This window comes from Aestuariivirga sp. (genome assembly GCF_047602625.1).
Taxonomy (GTDB): Bacteria; Pseudomonadota; Alphaproteobacteria; order Rhizobiales; family Aestuariivirgaceae; genus Aestuariivirga.
In genome coordinates this window covers 2,676,609-2,691,518 of sequence record NZ_JASGGV010000002.1, presented here as the reverse complement: position 1 = coordinate 2,691,518, position 14,910 = coordinate 2,676,609, and the positions used below count along the sequence as shown (strand labels likewise).

The 14,910-nt window shown below is 62.8% G+C and carries 15 protein-coding genes; 4 read left to right on the top strand and 11 right to left on the bottom strand.

Annotation, left to right across the window (positions count from 1 at the left end; all coding sequences use genetic code 11):
• Positions 1-4 precede the first annotated feature (4 nt).
• Positions 5-859 (top strand): VOC family protein, encoded by an 855-nt coding sequence (locus tag QM694_RS18400; protein WP_415008359.1) that lies wholly within the window; start codon positions 5-7, stop codon positions 857-859.
• A 10-nt stretch (positions 860-869) separates the two neighbouring features.
• Positions 870-1,835: a glutathione S-transferase family protein gene (locus QM694_RS18395; RefSeq protein ID WP_415008358.1), complete on the top strand. Its 966-nt coding sequence runs from the start codon at positions 870-872 to the stop codon at positions 1,833-1,835.
• A 219-nt stretch (positions 1,836-2,054) separates the two neighbouring features.
• On the opposite strand, the gene QM694_RS18390 is transcribed toward QM694_RS18395, so the two are convergent.
• The 9 genes from QM694_RS18390 to QM694_RS18350 are packed head-to-tail and all read right to left on the bottom strand — an operon-like array spanning position 2,055 to position 10,597.
• Positions 2,055-3,239: an amidohydrolase family protein gene (locus QM694_RS18390; RefSeq protein ID WP_415008357.1), complete on the bottom strand. Its 1,185-nt coding sequence runs from the start codon at positions 3,237-3,239 to the stop codon at positions 2,055-2,057.
• Positions 3,236-4,273 carry a Gfo/Idh/MocA family protein gene (locus QM694_RS18385; RefSeq protein ID WP_415008662.1) on the bottom strand — a complete coding sequence of 346 codons (1,038 nt, stop codon included), beginning with the start codon at positions 4,271-4,273 and terminating at the stop codon, positions 3,236-3,238. Before QM694_RS18385 ends, QM694_RS18390 begins: the two co-directional genes overlap by 4 nt.
• A 14-nt stretch (positions 4,274-4,287) precedes the next feature.
• Positions 4,288-5,073, bottom strand: a complete 786-nt coding sequence (locus tag QM694_RS18380) for a ThuA domain-containing protein (RefSeq protein ID WP_415008356.1) — start codon at positions 5,071-5,073, stop codon at positions 4,288-4,290.
• A gap of 9 nt (positions 5,074-5,082) precedes the next feature.
• Positions 5,083-6,030 carry a 3-hydroxyacyl-CoA dehydrogenase gene (locus tag QM694_RS18375; RefSeq protein ID WP_415008355.1) on the bottom strand — a complete coding sequence of 316 codons (948 nt, stop codon included), beginning with the start codon at positions 6,028-6,030 and terminating at the stop codon, positions 5,083-5,085.
• 9 nt (positions 6,031-6,039) lie between these two features.
• Positions 6,040-6,825, bottom strand: coding sequence for an SDR family oxidoreductase (locus tag QM694_RS18370; RefSeq protein ID WP_415008354.1), 786 nt, complete (start codon positions 6,823-6,825; stop codon positions 6,040-6,042).
• A 10-nt stretch (positions 6,826-6,835) separates the two neighbouring features.
• Positions 6,836-8,512: an adenine deaminase gene (gene ade, locus QM694_RS18365; RefSeq protein ID WP_415008353.1), complete on the bottom strand. Its 1,677-nt coding sequence runs from the start codon at positions 8,510-8,512 to the stop codon at positions 6,836-6,838.
• Between the two features lie 60 nt (positions 8,513-8,572).
• The gene (locus QM694_RS18360) at positions 8,573-9,355 is read right to left on the bottom strand and encodes an alpha/beta fold hydrolase (protein ID WP_415008352.1); all 783 of its coding nucleotides are present in this window, start codon (positions 9,353-9,355) and stop codon (positions 8,573-8,575) included.
• Between the two features lie 2 nt (positions 9,356-9,357).
• Positions 9,358-9,558 carry a tautomerase family protein gene (locus tag QM694_RS18355; RefSeq protein ID WP_415008351.1) on the bottom strand — a complete coding sequence of 67 codons (201 nt, stop codon included), beginning with the start codon at positions 9,556-9,558 and terminating at the stop codon, positions 9,358-9,360.
• Positions 9,559-9,565: 7 nt separating this feature from the next.
• The gene (locus QM694_RS18350) at positions 9,566-10,597 is read right to left on the bottom strand and encodes an LLM class flavin-dependent oxidoreductase (protein ID WP_415008350.1); all 1,032 of its coding nucleotides are present in this window, start codon (positions 10,595-10,597) and stop codon (positions 9,566-9,568) included.
• Between the two features lie 93 nt (positions 10,598-10,690).
• Between QM694_RS18350 and QM694_RS18345 the strand changes: the two genes are divergently transcribed.
• Positions 10,691-11,527: a LysR family transcriptional regulator gene (locus tag QM694_RS18345; RefSeq protein WP_415008349.1), complete on the top strand. Its 837-nt coding sequence runs from the start codon at positions 10,691-10,693 to the stop codon at positions 11,525-11,527.
• A gap of 101 nt (positions 11,528-11,628) precedes the next feature.
• Positions 11,629-12,978 (top strand): UDP-glucose dehydrogenase family protein, encoded by a 1,350-nt coding sequence (locus tag QM694_RS18340; RefSeq protein WP_415008348.1) that lies wholly within the window; start codon positions 11,629-11,631, stop codon positions 12,976-12,978.
• 4 nt (positions 12,979-12,982) lie between these two features.
• On the opposite strand, the gene QM694_RS18335 is transcribed toward QM694_RS18340, so the two are convergent.
• Both QM694_RS18335 and QM694_RS18330 read right to left on the bottom strand, forming a co-directional pair.
• Positions 12,983-13,636, bottom strand: coding sequence for a class I SAM-dependent methyltransferase (locus tag QM694_RS18335; protein ID WP_415008347.1), 654 nt, complete (start codon positions 13,634-13,636; stop codon positions 12,983-12,985).
• Positions 13,623-14,864 (bottom strand): DUF3419 family protein, encoded by a 1,242-nt coding sequence (locus QM694_RS18330; RefSeq protein ID WP_415008346.1) that lies wholly within the window; start codon positions 14,862-14,864, stop codon positions 13,623-13,625. The genes QM694_RS18335 and QM694_RS18330 overlap by 14 nt, the downstream gene beginning before the upstream one ends.
• Positions 14,865-14,910: the final 46 nt, after the last annotated feature.

Here is a 14,910-nt window from a genome sequence, read left to right as displayed (position 1 = left end):
CACCATGACCGTCCTCGACAAACCCAAGACTTCTGCCCCCGAAGCCGAACGCATCGCGTGGACTGCGCCCTTGCACATCGGCACCGTCACCCTCGTGGTGCGCGACCTCGCCCGCATGAGCGCCTTCTACCAGCAGGTGGTGGGCCTAACTGTCATCGCTGAAACCCCGGGTTCGGTGAAACTGGGCGCGGGCGGCTTGGCCTTTCTGGAACTCATCGAAAACCAGGAGGCGCGTCAGCGCTCGCGCCGCGAGGCCGGGCTGTTTCACACCGCCTTCCTGCTGCCGTCGCGCGGCGATCTCGCCCGCTGGCTCGGCCATGTGACCGCTAACCGCGTGCCGCTTCAGGGCGCATCCGACCACATCGTCAGCGAAGCCATCTATCTGGGCGATCCGGAAGGCAATGGCATCGAAGTCTATGCCGACCGTCCCCACAAGGACTGGCAGATCCGCAATGGCGAAATCCAGATGACGACCGAGGCGCTGGACATCGAGGATCTGATGAAGACGGCTGGCGATGCGCCATGGGCCGGAGCGCCCGCCGGAACCTTCGTGGGCCATATCCATCTGCAGGTGGGCAACATCCCGGAGGCGGAGAAATTCTATGCCCAGCTTCTCGGCTTCGACATGACCTACCGCATGCCGAGCGCCAGCTTCTACAGCACCGGCGGCTATCACCACCACATCGCCACCAACATCTGGAACAGCCGGGGCGCTCCCGCCGTCACCGATGCGGCGACGGGCCTCAAGGGCTTCGAACTGGTGGCGCGCGATGACGCCGCTTTCGCGGAAGCGGAAAAGCGCTTCGGAACGGCGCTCGCCGATCCGTGGGGCACCGCCATCACCCTGAAAAAGGCTTGAGGAGTCCGCAATGCTTGTCGATGGAAAATGGGTGGCCGACTGGCAGCCGGTGCAGGCCAAGGACGAGAAAGGCGGCTTCGTGCGCCAGGTCTCGAGCTTCCGCAACTGGGTGACACCCGACGGAAGCGCTGGCCCCACCGGCAGCGGCGGCTTCAAGGCCGAAGCCGGGCGTTATCATCTTTATGTGGCGCTGATCTGCCCGTGGGCCAGCCGCACGCTGATTGGCCGCGCGCTGAAAAAGCTTGAGGACGCGATCACCGTAACGATCGTGGAGCCGCAGGTCACCAATGAAGGCTGGCGCTTCGCCACGCCGGACCCGGTCAATGGGGCCAGCTACATGCACCAGATCTATACCAAGGCCGATCCGAATTTCACCGGACGCGCCACGGTGCCGGTGCTGTGGGACAAGAAGACCGGCACCATCGTCAACAATGAATCAGCCGATATCCTCCGTATGCTGAATGACGGCTTCGGTGCGCTTGCCTCGCCGCAGTTCGATCTCTACCCCGAGGCTCTCCGCCCGGAGATCGAGGCGCTGAACCCGCGCATCTACGCCATGCTCAACAATGGCGTTTACCGCACCGGCTTCGCCACCACGCAGGAGGCCTATGAAGAGGCGTTCTGGGGGGTGTTCTCCATGCTCGATGAGCTGGAGCAGCGGCTGGCGAAGGGGCCCTATCTCTTCGGGCAGGCCTTTACCGAAACTGATGTGCGGCTGTTCGTGACGCTGGTGCGTTTCGACGCCGCCTATCACGGCCTGTTCAAGGCCAATTTGCGCCGCATCGCCGATTATCCCAACCTGTCGGCCTATCTGCAGCGCGTGATTGCCATTCCCGGCGTGCGCGGCACGGTGAGCATCGATCACATCAAACGCGGCTATTATTCCATCAAGGCGCTCAATCCCACAGGCATCGTTCCGGTGGGGCCGGATTTGCCGGGGCTGGACGAGGTGAGGCCGCCCGCCCTCGCGGCATAGCGCCGGGGAGAAAGCAGAAGCCCGGACAGCATCAACGTGAAGCCCGCAGCATACCAGGCATCGCGCATCCATTCGCCGGGCATCATCACAAGCTGCACCGAGGTGAACAATACCCACGCGAGGCCGCCTATGATGACGACGCGCGCGACTGCCAGCTTCAGCGAAGCGATAAATCCACTGTTCATGCGCCTGAGATAGCGCGCGGATGTGACAGCGCGATTACGGAACCGCGACGATCAGTTTTCCGGCTTCGGCAATAAGCCGGCCATTCCGCACGATCATGCGATCTTTGGGCCGCGCCGCCACCGCCTCGCCCAAGGTTTCCGCAGCCACCAGCATGAAATTGGCGGGCGCGCCCACGCTCAACCCATAGTCGCTGAGGCCAATGGCGCGCGCGGCGGAGGCTGTGGCGCAATCGAAGGCTTCCGCCAGTTCCCCATCCTTCGACCAGTCATAGTGGAAGGCCAGCAGGAAGGCGCGCTCCAGCATGTCGCCATTGCCGAAGGGTGACCACGCATCGCGGATGCCGTCCGATCCGCAGCACACCGTCACGCCCTGCTCCTTGAGATAAGCAACGGGTGGAATTTCAATATCGGCGGGGGCGGAGGTCATGAGCGAGATGCGCAAATCGGCCAGCCGCCGCGCCAATCCCTCAACGCGCGCGCGCGGCGCCTGCCCCAGGCAATAGGCATGGGAGATCATCACGCGCCCGGCAAGGCCCGTGGCCTCGGTGAAATCGGCGATGCGGCCAATCTCCCACAAGCCGAGTTCGCCCCTGTCATGAAGGTGAATGTCGACGCCCACACCGTGCTTCACCGCCAAATCAAAAACAATACGGAGATGCGCTTCAGGATCGTCATCAATGCCCGCCGGATCGAGCCCGCCCACCGTTTCAATGCCCATCGCCAGGGCGCGGTCAAGCAATTCCGCCGTGCCGGGTGCGATCAGCAGGCCGGTTTGCGGAAAGGCCACGAATTGCAAATCCACGAGATGGCGCCACGCTTCGCGCAGGTCCAGCATCGCCTCGACATGGGCGAGGCCAACATCTGGGCCCACATCGATATGCGAGCGCACGGCCAGCGAGCCTTGGGCGATCATGTGCTGAAGAAGCGCCCCGGCGCGCGTGCGGATCGGCGTCTTCACCGCTTTCAGAATGGCGCGCTCATTGGCGATCATGTCCTTGAGCGTAGGGCCCGCCGTATTGGGACGCCACGGCTCGCCCCAAAGCGTCTTGTCGAGATGCACATGCGGCTCGACGAGCGAGGGCAGCAGCAAGCGGCCACCGCAGTCAATCTTCGCATCACCCCGCCGCTCATCATCAAACGCAGCGATGCGGCCATCGGGAGACACCGTCAGGGCGGTGGCCTTGCCGTCCGGTGTTCTGAGATTGTGAAAGACAGTCATGGAATTTGCATTGCTGTGTTGGCGGCGAAACAGAGATCGAGAATTTTCTGCAACTCCGCCGCATGGCGGAAGGAGGGTTCGGCATTCCTGCCATCCACAATCGCCGAAATGAAGCGGCGGTAGATCGTCTCGACCGGATCGGCAGCCACGCGCCGCCATGCTTGCGTATGTACATCCTCGCCCGTGCAGGCGCGAAGCTCTGTCCACTCCATGCCGTGATCGATCCCGATGGCCCCCTTGGTGCCGAACACATCCAGCTTCAGCACATTGGCATAACCCGTCATATAGCGGCTGGCGTGAATCACCCCCAGCGCGCCATTGGCGAATTCCACCGACAGCATGGCGCTGTCATTGGCATCCAGCGTGTATTCGCCAATCCTGCCGCCCTCAGCCTTGTTGAAGGTCTTGAGACGCGCTTGCAGCGACACCGGCATCATGCCGATGGCATAGGTCACGAAATCGAGAATGTGAATGCCCACATCGCCCAGCACGCCTTTGGAGCCATGCGCCTCCGAGAGCCGCCACAGCCAGGTCGGATCGGTTTTCCAGTCGCCCCAGTGATGGCCGACGAGCCAGCTTTGCCGGTAGGAGGCTTCGACATGCCGCACCTCGCCGATCTCACCGGCCCCGATCATCGCCTTCGCCTTCCGCAGCGCCGCGACATTGCGATAGGTGAAGTTCACCATGTTGATAACGCCAGCCTCTTCGGCAGCTTTGGTCATTTCATCCGCCAGCGGATAATTCTCGGCCAGCGGCTTTTCGCACAATACGTGCTTTCCCGCCTTCAGCACCGCCATGGTGGTGGGATGATGCGCGCGGTCGGGCGTGACGTTGGAGACCGCATCGAAGCCGCCCCACGCGAGCGCTTTGTCCAGCACACCAAAGGACTTTTTGATTCCGAAACGGCCTGCGAATTTTTCCGCCCGCGCTACATCCACATCGGCGCAGGCGGCAAGATCAACGCGCGGATCGCTTTGAAAAGCGCGCGCATGGCTCGCCGCCATGTTGCCGGTGCCGAGCAGGAGCAATCGGATCTTTTTGGCGGGCATCAGCGGTATCCGGCCTCGCCGTCATCGTGCAGGCGTGGCCCTTTCACCTGCAGCGGCACGGGCGCCTTGTCATGCGGCACGTTGGGCGCGTCATTGATGCTGGTCCACGCAGGCGCGGGGTTATAGGCCCAGCGCGCGGCATTCTTCAGCACGTGCAGCACCTGCGCATTGTGGTAGGTCGGATAAGCCTCATGGCCGGGGCGGAAATAGAAGATGCGTCCCGCGCCCCGCTGGAATGTCACGCCGGAGCGGAAGACTTCGCCGCCTTCGAACCAGGAGATGAACACCGTCTCCATGGGCTCGGGAATCGTGAAGGGCTCGCCATACATTTCCTCATGCTCAATCTCGATGAATTCCGGCAGGCCCTGTGCAATGGGATGATTGCGGTTGATGACCCATAGCCGCTCCACCTCTCCCGCCTCGCGCCATTTGAGCGAACACGGCGTACCCATCAGTACGCGAAATATTTTCGAGAAATGGGCGGAGTGCAGTACCACCAGCCCCATACCCTCCCAGACACGGCGCTGCACGCGGGCCACGATCTCATCGGAGACCTCGCCATGCGCCATGTGGCCCCACCAGAACAGCACGTCGGTTTCACGCAGCTTCGCCTCCGTCAGCCCATGCTCCGGCTCATCCAGCGTGGCGGTGGACACGCTCAAATCCGTCTCCGCACCAAGCGCCGCAGCGATGGCGCCGTGAATGCCCTCAGGGTAGAGGCGCCTCACCAGTGCGTTCTTCTGTTCGTGGCGGTTCTCGTTCCAGATGGTGACCCGGATGGGCATGACTCTCTCCTATTCGCCAATGTCGCGCGCGGCCTTGCGCTTGTGGGCGACGAGCGCCATCAACCGCCGGTCGCGCCACACCTGCCGCTCGGCGAGCTTGTCCTTTGGCACCCGGGCTCGGCGGTCCCGTTCCACCTCATCCATCACCGGGCCCTGCCAGTTAGCGCGTTTTTGCATCTGCTTGGCCAGTGTAATGAAAATGTGTTCATAGCGTTGGCCATAATCGCGCACGCCGCCCGGCGCGTTGAGATCCATCGTCTCGAACGGCCCCATAAACGACCATCGCAGCGCCAGCCCGTCGCGGATGCCTATGTCCACGTCCTCGGCACTCGCGTATCCGCCTTCGACAAGACGGAACGCCTCATCCACAAGCGCGGCCTGCATGCGATTCATGATGAAGCCGTCGATTTCCTTCTTCATCACCAGCGGGGCATGGCCGGCGGCGACCAGAAACGCCCGCGTGCGCGCGACGATGTCGAGCGATGTCCAGGGTGCGGGCACGACTTCCGCGGCGGGGATCAGATAGGGCGGGTTGATGGGATGCACGACAATACAGCGATGGCGGCCCTTCAGCCCTTCGGTGAATTGCGAGGGCAGGATCGCCGAGGTCGAAGACGCCAGCACCGCATCGGCGGGCGCCAGCGCATCGAGCTTGCCGAACACCTCGATCTTCACCGGAATTTTCTCCGGCGTGTTTTCCTGCACATAGGCCACGCCATCGAGCGCCGCTTCCAGCCTGGCTTCGGGCCGGATACGCGCCAGCACTTGCCTCGGCGTCTGGCCGTTCAAGAGATCATTGGCGTTCAAATCATCCAGCACGCCCTCGATAAAGCCACGCGCCTTTTCGGCCTGGGCCGCATCGGCATCCCACAGCGCCACCTCATGGCCCGCGCGCGCGAAGCTGATGGCCCAGGCCCGGCCAATAAAACCCGATCCGATGATTGCCGTTCTGCTCATCTCATATCCTCACAATGTTTCCATATTTCCATCGACGCCCAATGACTGACCCGAGAGATTGCGGCCCATGTCGGAAAGCAGAAAGGCGATCATCGCCGCTACATCATGCGGGCTCACCATGCGGCGCAGAGACACCTTTTCGAGGTAGCGCTCCGTCATCTCCTCATGGCTGATGTTGAGCTGGCGCGCGCGGTCGCGGATCACGCCATCCATGCGCGGGCCTTCGACAATGCCGGGGAGAATGGCGTTGACCCTGATGTTCTGTGGCCCCAATTCCTTGGCGAGGCTCTGGGTGAAGCCGATCACGCCGAACTTCGCCGACGCATAGGGGGTGCGGAAGGCATAGCCATGACGGCCGGCGGCGGATGACATGTTGACGATCGAGCCGCCGCCCGCCGCCTTCAGCATCGGCACGGCGCGCCTCGCGCACAGGAATTGCCCGGTCAGGCAGATATCGAGGCAGCGCCGCCAGTCTTCCGGCGTGATGGCGTCCACGCCGCCCGTTGGCCCGGCGATCCCGGCATTGTTGATGAGCGCATCGAGCCCGCCAAGGCTCTTGGCGATCTCCACGAACATCGTGTCCACATCGGCTTCCGAGGAGACATCCGCCTTAACCGCCACCGGCAAGGACAACGCTTTCTTTGCTTCGGCAAGTGCAGCGTCGGAAACATCGCAGATCGCCACACGTGCGCCCTGCTCCACCAGCAGCGTGGCGATGGCATGGCCGATGCCAGAGGCTCCGGCGGTGATCAACACGCGCTGGCCGGTGAGGCCAGGCAGAACAGCTTTGATCATTCTCTCCTCGTCATTCGATCAGGCAGAAACGGTCGACATCCACCATGCCCCGGTCGCTGATCTTCAGATGGGGGATGACGGGCAGCGGCAGGAAAGCCACCTGCAAAAAGGGTTCGGGCAGCGTGCAGCCAAGGGATTTCGCGGCGGCGCGCAGCGGAATTAGTTTTTCGCGCACCTCCTCGAAACTTTTGTCGCTCATCAATCCGGCAATGGGCAGCGGCAGATCGGACAGCACCTTGCCATCACGCACGACAGCAAAACCGCCACCGATCTCCGACAGATGATTGGCGGCGGCGGCCATATCGGCATCGCTTGCCCCCACAACGCAGATGTTATGGCTGTCATGGCCCACCGTCGAGGCGATGGCGCCGGAGGTGAGGCCGAAACCTTCGACATATCCCACGCCGATGTTGCCGTTTTTGCCATGGCGCTCGATCACCGCCACCTTGATGACGCCCTTGGCGGGAAGCGTACGCTCCAGATGCGCAGTAATGATCTTGCCTGGCGTCACGCCGATGACGGGAACGGTCTTCCCGGCGTCATCGCGGGCCAGCATGGCTGCCGTGACACGAGGCGCCTTCACACTGCCAAAGCCCACGGGCGGCACGATGCTCCGTTTACGGAACACCTCCGGCACAACCATGCGCCCTCCAGAAATCACCTGCGATACGGCACAGGAGTTTAGATCATCGAGGATCACCAGATCGGCGCGCCAGCCGGGCGCGACGAGTCCACGGTCCGGCAGGCCGAACGCGCGCGCGGCGGAAATGCTGGCGGCGCGATAGATGGCAAGCGGCTCAGCGCCCTCGGCAACCGCCGTGCGGATCATGAAATCGAGATGGCCCTCTTCCGCAATGTCGAGAGGATTGCGGTCATCAGTGCAGAGCGCGATGGAGGGCGAATTGCGCTCGGTGATGATGGGGATCAGGGCGTGCAGGTCTTTCGACACCGAGCCTTCGCGGATCAGGACATGCACACCCTTGGCGAGTTTCTCCATCGCCTCATCGGCAGTGGTGATCTCGTGATCGGTGCGGATGGCGGCTGAGAGATAGCCGTTTAGCGCCATTCCGCGCAGCAGCGGGGCATGGCCATCGATATGCTGGTCCTGAAACATCGCCAGCTTGTCGAGGCAGCCCGGGTCCCCCGCCAGAACGCCGGGAAAGTTCATGAACTCCGCCAGGCCCAGCACCTTGGGGTGATTGCGCAGCGCCGCAAGATCAGAGGCATTCAGTTCCGCGCCGCTGGTTTCCAGATGCGTGGCGGGCACGCAGCTCGAGAGCTTGACGCGGATATCCATCACCGTGCGTTCGGCGCAGGCGAGGAAATAGCGGATGCCCTCGGCCCCCAGCACATTGGCGATTTCATGCGGATCGCAGATCGCCGTCGTCACGCCATGCGGCAGCGCGCAGCGGTCAAATTCAAACGGGGTGACCAGCGAGGATTCGATATGAAGATGCGTGTCGATGAAGCCCGGCACGATCACCTTGCCGGCGCAGTCGATCTCCTGAACGCCGTCATAGCGTCCAAGCGTGCCGGTGACACGGTCGCCGGTGATCGCAACATCGGAGGGTATCAGCGCGCCGGTGACGAGATCGAAGACCGTGCCGTTCCTCAGCACCAGATCGGCCTTCTCGCTTCCCTGGCCCTGCGCTATGGCGCGCGCCAGCCCGTTCCTGTTCATACGCATCTGCCCCGCATCACCAGCCGTCGCGGTGACTATAGGCGGTCCAATGCGCCCCGGCGAGGGCTAGCCTTGCCGGTGCCGCTTGAGGAAGGACAGCACCGGCGGCGCCACCTGCTCCGCCGCTTCCAGAAGGATCGCGTGGCGCAGTACGGGCAGGATCACCAGTTCGGAATTGGGCATTGCCTCGGCGATCAGCTTGTTAAGGCGCGGGTTGCAGCCGCTATCATTTTCGCCGGTCAGAACCAACGAAGGTTGCGTGATCTCATGCAGCCACGGCCCCATTTCGGTTTCGGCGTAAATATCGAACACCGAGAGAAACACATCCGGGTCGGTGTCGATCACCTGCTGCATGCGGCGCGAAATCACCTCGGGTTTTTTCTGCCCGAATTCCGGCGTGAACCAGCGGTCCTTCAGCGTCTCCAGCACCTGCGGAATGCCCTTGGCGCGCATGGCTGCCACCACGCCCTTGACCTTGGCGCTGTCATCCTCAGTGCGGAAAGCGGCGGTGGAATAAAGCCCGAGCGACAGCACATGCTGGGGATATTTCCGCGCATAGGCGGGCCCGATCATGCCGCCCAGCGAATGGCCGGCGAAATGCGCCTTGTCGATCCCCAGTTCAGCGCGCAGCGCCTCCAAGTCTTCCACCAGATCGTCGAGCGTGTAAGGCGGTTTGGGCATGGGCGATGCGCCGTGGCCGCGCAGATCATAGCTGATGCAGCGGAAATCGTTTTTCAGGAACGGCACCAGCCCGGCGAAGGACGCGCGCGAGGCGCCGATGCCATGGATCAGAAACAGCGGCTCGCCTTCGCCTTCAACCGAGAAAGCGGAACGGATGGGTTTTGGCATCGTCACTTGTCCGGATATTTGTCGCGCATTGTTTCATAGCCCACAACCCAGTCGTCCTTCTCTACCTCGATGAAAACGACATGGAAGGCCTCGGGCTTGCCGCCGCCGGCGCCGCGGATGAAACCGTCGACCAGTTCGCGGGCGATCTTCTTTTTCTGCTCGGGCATGCGGCCTTTGAGCATTTCGACTCGGATGGTGGGCATGGTGTCCTCAGGCGGCTTTGCGGGTGGTGTTGAAATGCGGCATCACATCGGCGGCGAAGCGGTGGATGCACTCCTGCGCCTCCTCCGCGCCATGGCCGATGTTCACGTTCATGATGAAATCGTCAACGCCCAGGCTCTCATATTCCTTGAGGCGGTCAAGCATCTCTGAGGCGGTGCAGATGATGATCGAGGATTTGAATTCTTCCATCGTCTGGTTGAGGGGCAGGTGGCGGATGGCGCCCTTCTCGACAATGCCGGGGCCGGTGAAGACGTTGTGGAAGCGGCCATAATAATCATAGGCCAGCTCCAGCTTGGCGCGCGCATCGGCATCGCTCTTCGCCACGCAGCAGACGCGCGACAGGGCGAGGCGCAGATGCTTGCCGGCATCGCCCAGCGATTCCTTGCCGCGGATGAACGCGCCGGTCTGCTCTTTCATCTTTTCCAGCGTGGCGTTGAGCGGCGTGGTCTGAATGTGGAAGCCGCGCTTCACCGAGGCTTCGATCGCTTCGGGGATCAGCGCCGCCAGCATGATCTGGATGGGCCGCACCGGCCTGGGCATCACGGTGATCGGCTCGAAATTATAATATTTGCCCTGCCAGCCCACTTCCTCTTTGGAAAAGAGCTCGAGCAACAGGTTCAGCGATTCATCGAAGCGCTCGCGCGATTCCGAAATGGGCTTGCCCATGCGCGCCAGCTCATAAGCAAAAGCGCCACGGCCCACGCCCAGCACGAGCCGTCCCTCACAGAGAATATCGGCCTGGATGGCCTGCCCCGCGAAGATCCGCATGTCGTGCAGCGGCAGCACCGAAACGGAAGTGACGACTTCCACATGCCGCGTCACCGCAGCCACCTTCACCGCCATCTGCAGCGGGTCGGGCACCAGCAGGATGTTGATGAGGTGATGTTCGGGGATGGTTACGCCGCGATAGCCGAGATGATCGACAAGGATCGCCTGGTCCACCATGTCGCGATAGAGACGGTCACCGCCGTAGCTAGTGTCGGGATAATAGGCGGAGAGGAAATTGTTGAATTCCATCATGCGGCTCCTGTGGTGGGCGCAAGGTGCCAGAGATAGAAACACTTGAAAAACGAAATATTTTGCCGAATATGTTCGGAAATTCCGAACATCACCATGAACCTCGACGAGTTGCGCACATTTCTGGCGGTTGTAGAGACGGGCAGCATGGTGGCCGCCTCGAAGCGGCTGCATGTAACGCCCTCCACGGTTACGGCCAGACTGGACGGGCTGGAGGAAGAACTCGGCCAGAAACTGCTTCACCGCAACAAGTCCGGCGCGGAACTCACATCTCCCGGCTTCAAGTTCCGCCGCTATGCAGAGGTCATGGTGCAGCTTTGGCGGCAGGCGCGTTCCGAAATCTCGCTGCCCAAGGGTTTTGCCGGAGTCTGCAATGTCGGGTTGGAATTCGACCTGTGGGAAAATGCGGGGCAGCGCTTTCTCGACCATGTGCGGAACACCGCGCCCGATATTGCGGTGGCGCTGTGGCCGGGCGAGCAGCGGCAGATCGACCGCTGGCTGGCGATCGGCCTCGTCGACATCGCCTTTTGTTATGCGCCGCAGCCCGCCGAAAATTTCTCCAGCCGCGCATTGTTCGACGACGCGCTGATCTGCGTGTCGCCGCGCGCCGATGCGAGGCCGGTGGAGTCTGATTATGTCTATGTCGATCACGGCGAGGAATTCCGCCGCCGCCATGCCGAGGCCTTTCCGGGCGAGCTCACCTCGGCGCTTACCATCGCATCATCCGCCTGGGCGCTGGATCATATTCTCCGCCACGGCGGCACCGGCTATCTGCCGCGCCGCCTCGTCGCGGGTCATCTCGCCGCCGCCACGCTGTTTGCGGTGGAGAACGCGCCCGCCTTCAGCCGCCGTGTCTATGTGGTGGAAAATGCCTCAGCCGTCGCCGCATGGCCCTGGTATGCTGATGCGCTGTGGGCGCTCTCGATGTCCTAACGGATTGATGTCTCCCAGATGACGCGCCGATGACACCGGCTTCATCGCGCTGTCATCCGGGAATGCGATTCTGAAGTCATCAGCATGCTGAGGACTTCGCAATGAGAATCGTGATCGCCGGAACAGGATATGTGGGCCTGGTGACAGGCGCTTGCCTCGCGAGTCTCGGGCATCACGTGGTGTGCGCCGACCGCGATAAAGAAAAGATCGCCGCCCTCAAACGGGGAAAGCCGCCAATCCATGAGCCGGGCCTTGGCGAACTCATACAGAAGCACGCCGCCACGCGTCTCAGCTTCACCACCGCGCTGACGGAACACGTGGCCGCCGCCGACATGGTGATGATCGCCGTGGGCACGCCATCGCTGCCATCGGGCGAAGCCGATCTTGGCGCCGTCTTCACCTGCGGGCGGGACATGGCGCCGCATTTGCGGAATGGCCAGCCCGTGGTTATCAAATCCACCGTTCCGCCGGGAACAGCGGCGCGGCTGGCGCGCGAGATCGAGGCGGCAAATCCCGCACTGTCTCCCATTGTTGCATCAAACCCGGAATTCCTGCGTGAAGGCGCGGCGATCCGTGATTTCATGGCGGCTGACCGCATCGTCGTAGGCCTGCGCGAGCGGAGTGCGGAGCCCCTGTTCCAACAGCTCTATGCGCCGCTCACCGAGGCGGGCACGCCGCTCGTCTTCATGTCCAACGAGGCGGCGGAGCTCACCAAATATGCCGCCAATACTTATCTCGCCATGCGCATCGCCTATGTGAACCAGCTGGCGGACATTTGCGAAGCGGTGGGTGCCGATATCGGCGACGTCACGGGCGCCATGGGGCTGGACCAGCGCATCGGGCTCCACTATCTGGCCCCAGGCCCAGGCTTTGGCGGCTCATGCTTTCCCAAGGATACGCGCGCTCTCCTCGCCGCCACGCAGGCAGCGGGCGTCGATTTCCCGCTGGGGGAAGCCATCATTTCCGCCAATGAACAGCGCCGCCAGAAGCTCAGCGCCCGGGTGATCCGCGCGCTTGACGGGCGGCCGGCCGGAAAGCGCGTCGGCGTTCTCGGCATCGCTTTCAAAGCCAATACAGATGACACGCGCGATTCCGCCGCGCTGCCGCTGATCGAAGCGCTCATCCGGCGCGGCGCTCATGTCTCAGCGCATGATCCCGCCGCCCCCATCCCTGAGGGCGTTCAGGCGGCGAGCGATCCTTACGAAGCCGTGCGGTGCTGCGATGCCGTGGTGGTGATGACGGAATGGGACCGCTACCGCCAGCTTGATCTCAAGCGCCTCGCCTCCGTCATGCGCCGTCCGGTGATGGTTGATTTCCGCAATCTCTATGCGCTGGCCGATGCGGCGGCAGCAGGCCTCTCCTACATCAGCATCGGCCGCGCGGGAGTCGAGCGGCTGGCGTGGCCCAGGCCCAAATCCCGGCCCCGCCGCGCCCAGGCCGCCTACGCCTGAGAAATCAAGAAAGGACGAACCGCGCCTGCCAGGCGTAGCCGCGATAGAGCGGCGTGAATTCCAGCGTGGCGTCATGTTTACGCGCAAGGTCTTCCAAAACTTCGGACAGGCGCTGGCGCGGTTCGACATGAAACAGCGCCAGCCAGCGGAACAGCGCAGCCCGGGCGGTTGCAGGCAGGCCCTCGCATTGCCCGAAATCGACGAGATGCAATTCGCCTTCCTCGCCCACAAGGCCCATGGCATGGGCGAGCGCGCTCTGCCACGGCGGGATCATCGACAGGGTGTAGGAAAAATAAATGCGATCGAAACGGCTGCGGCCCAGCAGGCTGCGCGCATCGAAAGCCGTGGCATCGCCTTGCGCCAGCGTGATGCGCGAAGACAGGCCCGCTTGCGCCACGGCAGCGGAAGCGGTTTTCAGCATCTCGCTGGATATGTCGATGCCGTAGAATACGCAGCCGGGATAGCGGCGGGCGGCATGGATGAGATTGCGCCCCGTGCCGCATCCAATCTCCAGCACCGTGCCGACTGCGGGCGGCTTCAGCGATGCGATCAGGCGGTCACGTCCCAGAAGATAGTAGCGGCGGCTTGCATCATAGATATGGCGCTGGCCTCGATACATGCGGTCCATGGCGCCGGCGGCATTGTCAGCCGAGTTCATAAATGTGAAATCCGCCGTAGATCGAAGACCGGTCGCGCGCGCCCAGTTCGCGCGAGAGGTTTTCGAAATAGGTCCATTTTGCCAGAATCTCCGGGCTCACGCGGCCGGGAAGAATGCTGCGGGTACCGGCAGTGCGGAAGATCACCCGCGCATCGGGCGCCGCCGCGCGGGTGATGGAGCGCCACAGCGCATTGAGTTGATCATCGGTCATCCAGTCCTGCGCGTCGAGCAGCACAAAGCGATGGGCGCTTCCCGCCGGCATGGCATTCAGCCGGTCGGTCAGCGAAACCTGCTCGACGCTCACGCGGCCCGCACGCGCCCTGAGTTTCGGAAAATTCCGCTCCTCGAGATAAAGTGGCACCGGGCCCGATCCACCTGGCGCATAGCCCCGGTGAAAGGCCTGCCAGGCGAAATAATTTTCGCGCAAGGGAAAATCGCAGGTGAGCTTTTCCAGCCGCTGCTGAAGCACGTTCGACATTGGCCGGCCTTCCGCCAGTGCCTCGTATTGCGCCGGCGGGATGCCAAGCCCGAACAGTGAGGCGCGGCGGTTGGTCACCCATTTCACCAGCGGCTTGTCAAAAAGCGGCGCCAGCTCGCGGTTGAACCAGGCGCGCTGTTCCGCCATCGAGCGCTGCCGGAGAAGGCCTGAGAGATCGCAGCCATAAAACCGCGCGGCCACATGGCCTGCGCCAATGAAGCGGCCCAACAATCCCCTGCGATAGATATTGCGACGGAAGACGGAGAGACGGCGCTTGCCGACGAATGTCCGGCCTTCCCAATACCGGCGGGTGGTGTCGTCGAGCGCGCCTTTGAGATGATGGCGGTAGAGCTGCGGGTTGCCGCGCTCATCAGCTTCGCCGAAGAAGCGGTAGAAGCTCTGCCAGTCCGGCAGATGCCGAAGCCCTGCGAGCTTCAGCCGGGTGAGCGCCACATGCGCCCGGTTCAGGTCAACGGCGATGATGCGCGCCGGATCGGCGGTCAGATAGCTCAGCACATTGCAGCCGCCCGAGGCGATGGCGATGATATGGTGATGCGGTTTCACGTCCATGGCGGCAAGGTCCACCGCCGGGTCTTCCCAGATCTGGGGGTATACGAGCCCACGGAAGGCGAAGGTGAAAAGCCGTTCCATCACGCCGTCCGCCGACAGCGCCGGGCTGCGGTGAACGGCGCGCTTCAGCAAGCTCTTCTTCCGCGCTCCGCCTGCATCAACAAGTGCCGCATCGCTCATTGTGACGATTCTCCCTCAGCCTCATGGCCATTCTCCAACTAGGGAG

Excerpts from the sequence above, each read along its gene's own strand:
- QM694_RS18390 (WP_415008357.1), bottom strand. The coding sequence starts at position 3,239 with ATGACTGTCTTTCACAATCTCAGAACACCGGACGGCAAGGCCACCGCC.
- QM694_RS18375 (WP_415008355.1), bottom strand. The coding sequence starts at position 6,030 with ATGAGCAGAACGGCAATCATCGGATCGGGTTTTATTGGCCGGGCCTGG.
- QM694_RS18360 (WP_415008352.1), bottom strand. The coding sequence starts at position 9,355 with ATGCCAAAACCCATCCGTTCCGCTTTCTCGGTTGAAGGCGAAGGCGAG.
- QM694_RS18380 (WP_415008356.1), bottom strand. The coding sequence starts at position 5,073 with ATGCCCATCCGGGTCACCATCTGGAACGAGAACCGCCACGAACAGAAG.
- QM694_RS18355 (WP_415008351.1), bottom strand. The coding sequence starts at position 9,558 with ATGCCCACCATCCGAGTCGAAATGCTCAAAGGCCGCATGCCCGAGCAG.
- QM694_RS18350 (WP_415008350.1), bottom strand. The coding sequence starts at position 10,597 with ATGATGGAATTCAACAATTTCCTCTCCGCCTATTATCCCGACACTAGC.
- QM694_RS18340 (WP_415008348.1), top strand. The coding sequence starts at position 11,629 with ATGAGAATCGTGATCGCCGGAACAGGATATGTGGGCCTGGTGACAGGC.
- QM694_RS18370 (WP_415008354.1), bottom strand. The coding sequence starts at position 6,825 with ATGATCAAAGCTGTTCTGCCTGGCCTCACCGGCCAGCGCGTGTTGATC.
- ade (WP_415008353.1), bottom strand. The coding sequence starts at position 8,512 with ATGCGTATGAACAGGAACGGGCTGGCGCGCGCCATAGCGCAGGGCCAG.
- QM694_RS18400 (WP_415008359.1), top strand. The coding sequence starts at position 5 with ATGACCGTCCTCGACAAACCCAAGACTTCTGCCCCCGAAGCCGAACGC.
- QM694_RS18335 (WP_415008347.1), bottom strand. The coding sequence starts at position 13,636 with ATGAACTCGGCTGACAATGCCGCCGGCGCCATGGACCGCATGTATCGA.
- QM694_RS18345 (WP_415008349.1), top strand. The coding sequence starts at position 10,691 with ATGAACCTCGACGAGTTGCGCACATTTCTGGCGGTTGTAGAGACGGGC.
- QM694_RS18330 (WP_415008346.1), bottom strand. The coding sequence starts at position 14,864 with ATGAGCGATGCGGCACTTGTTGATGCAGGCGGAGCGCGGAAGAAGAGC.
- QM694_RS18395 (WP_415008358.1), top strand. The coding sequence starts at position 870 with ATGCTTGTCGATGGAAAATGGGTGGCCGACTGGCAGCCGGTGCAGGCC.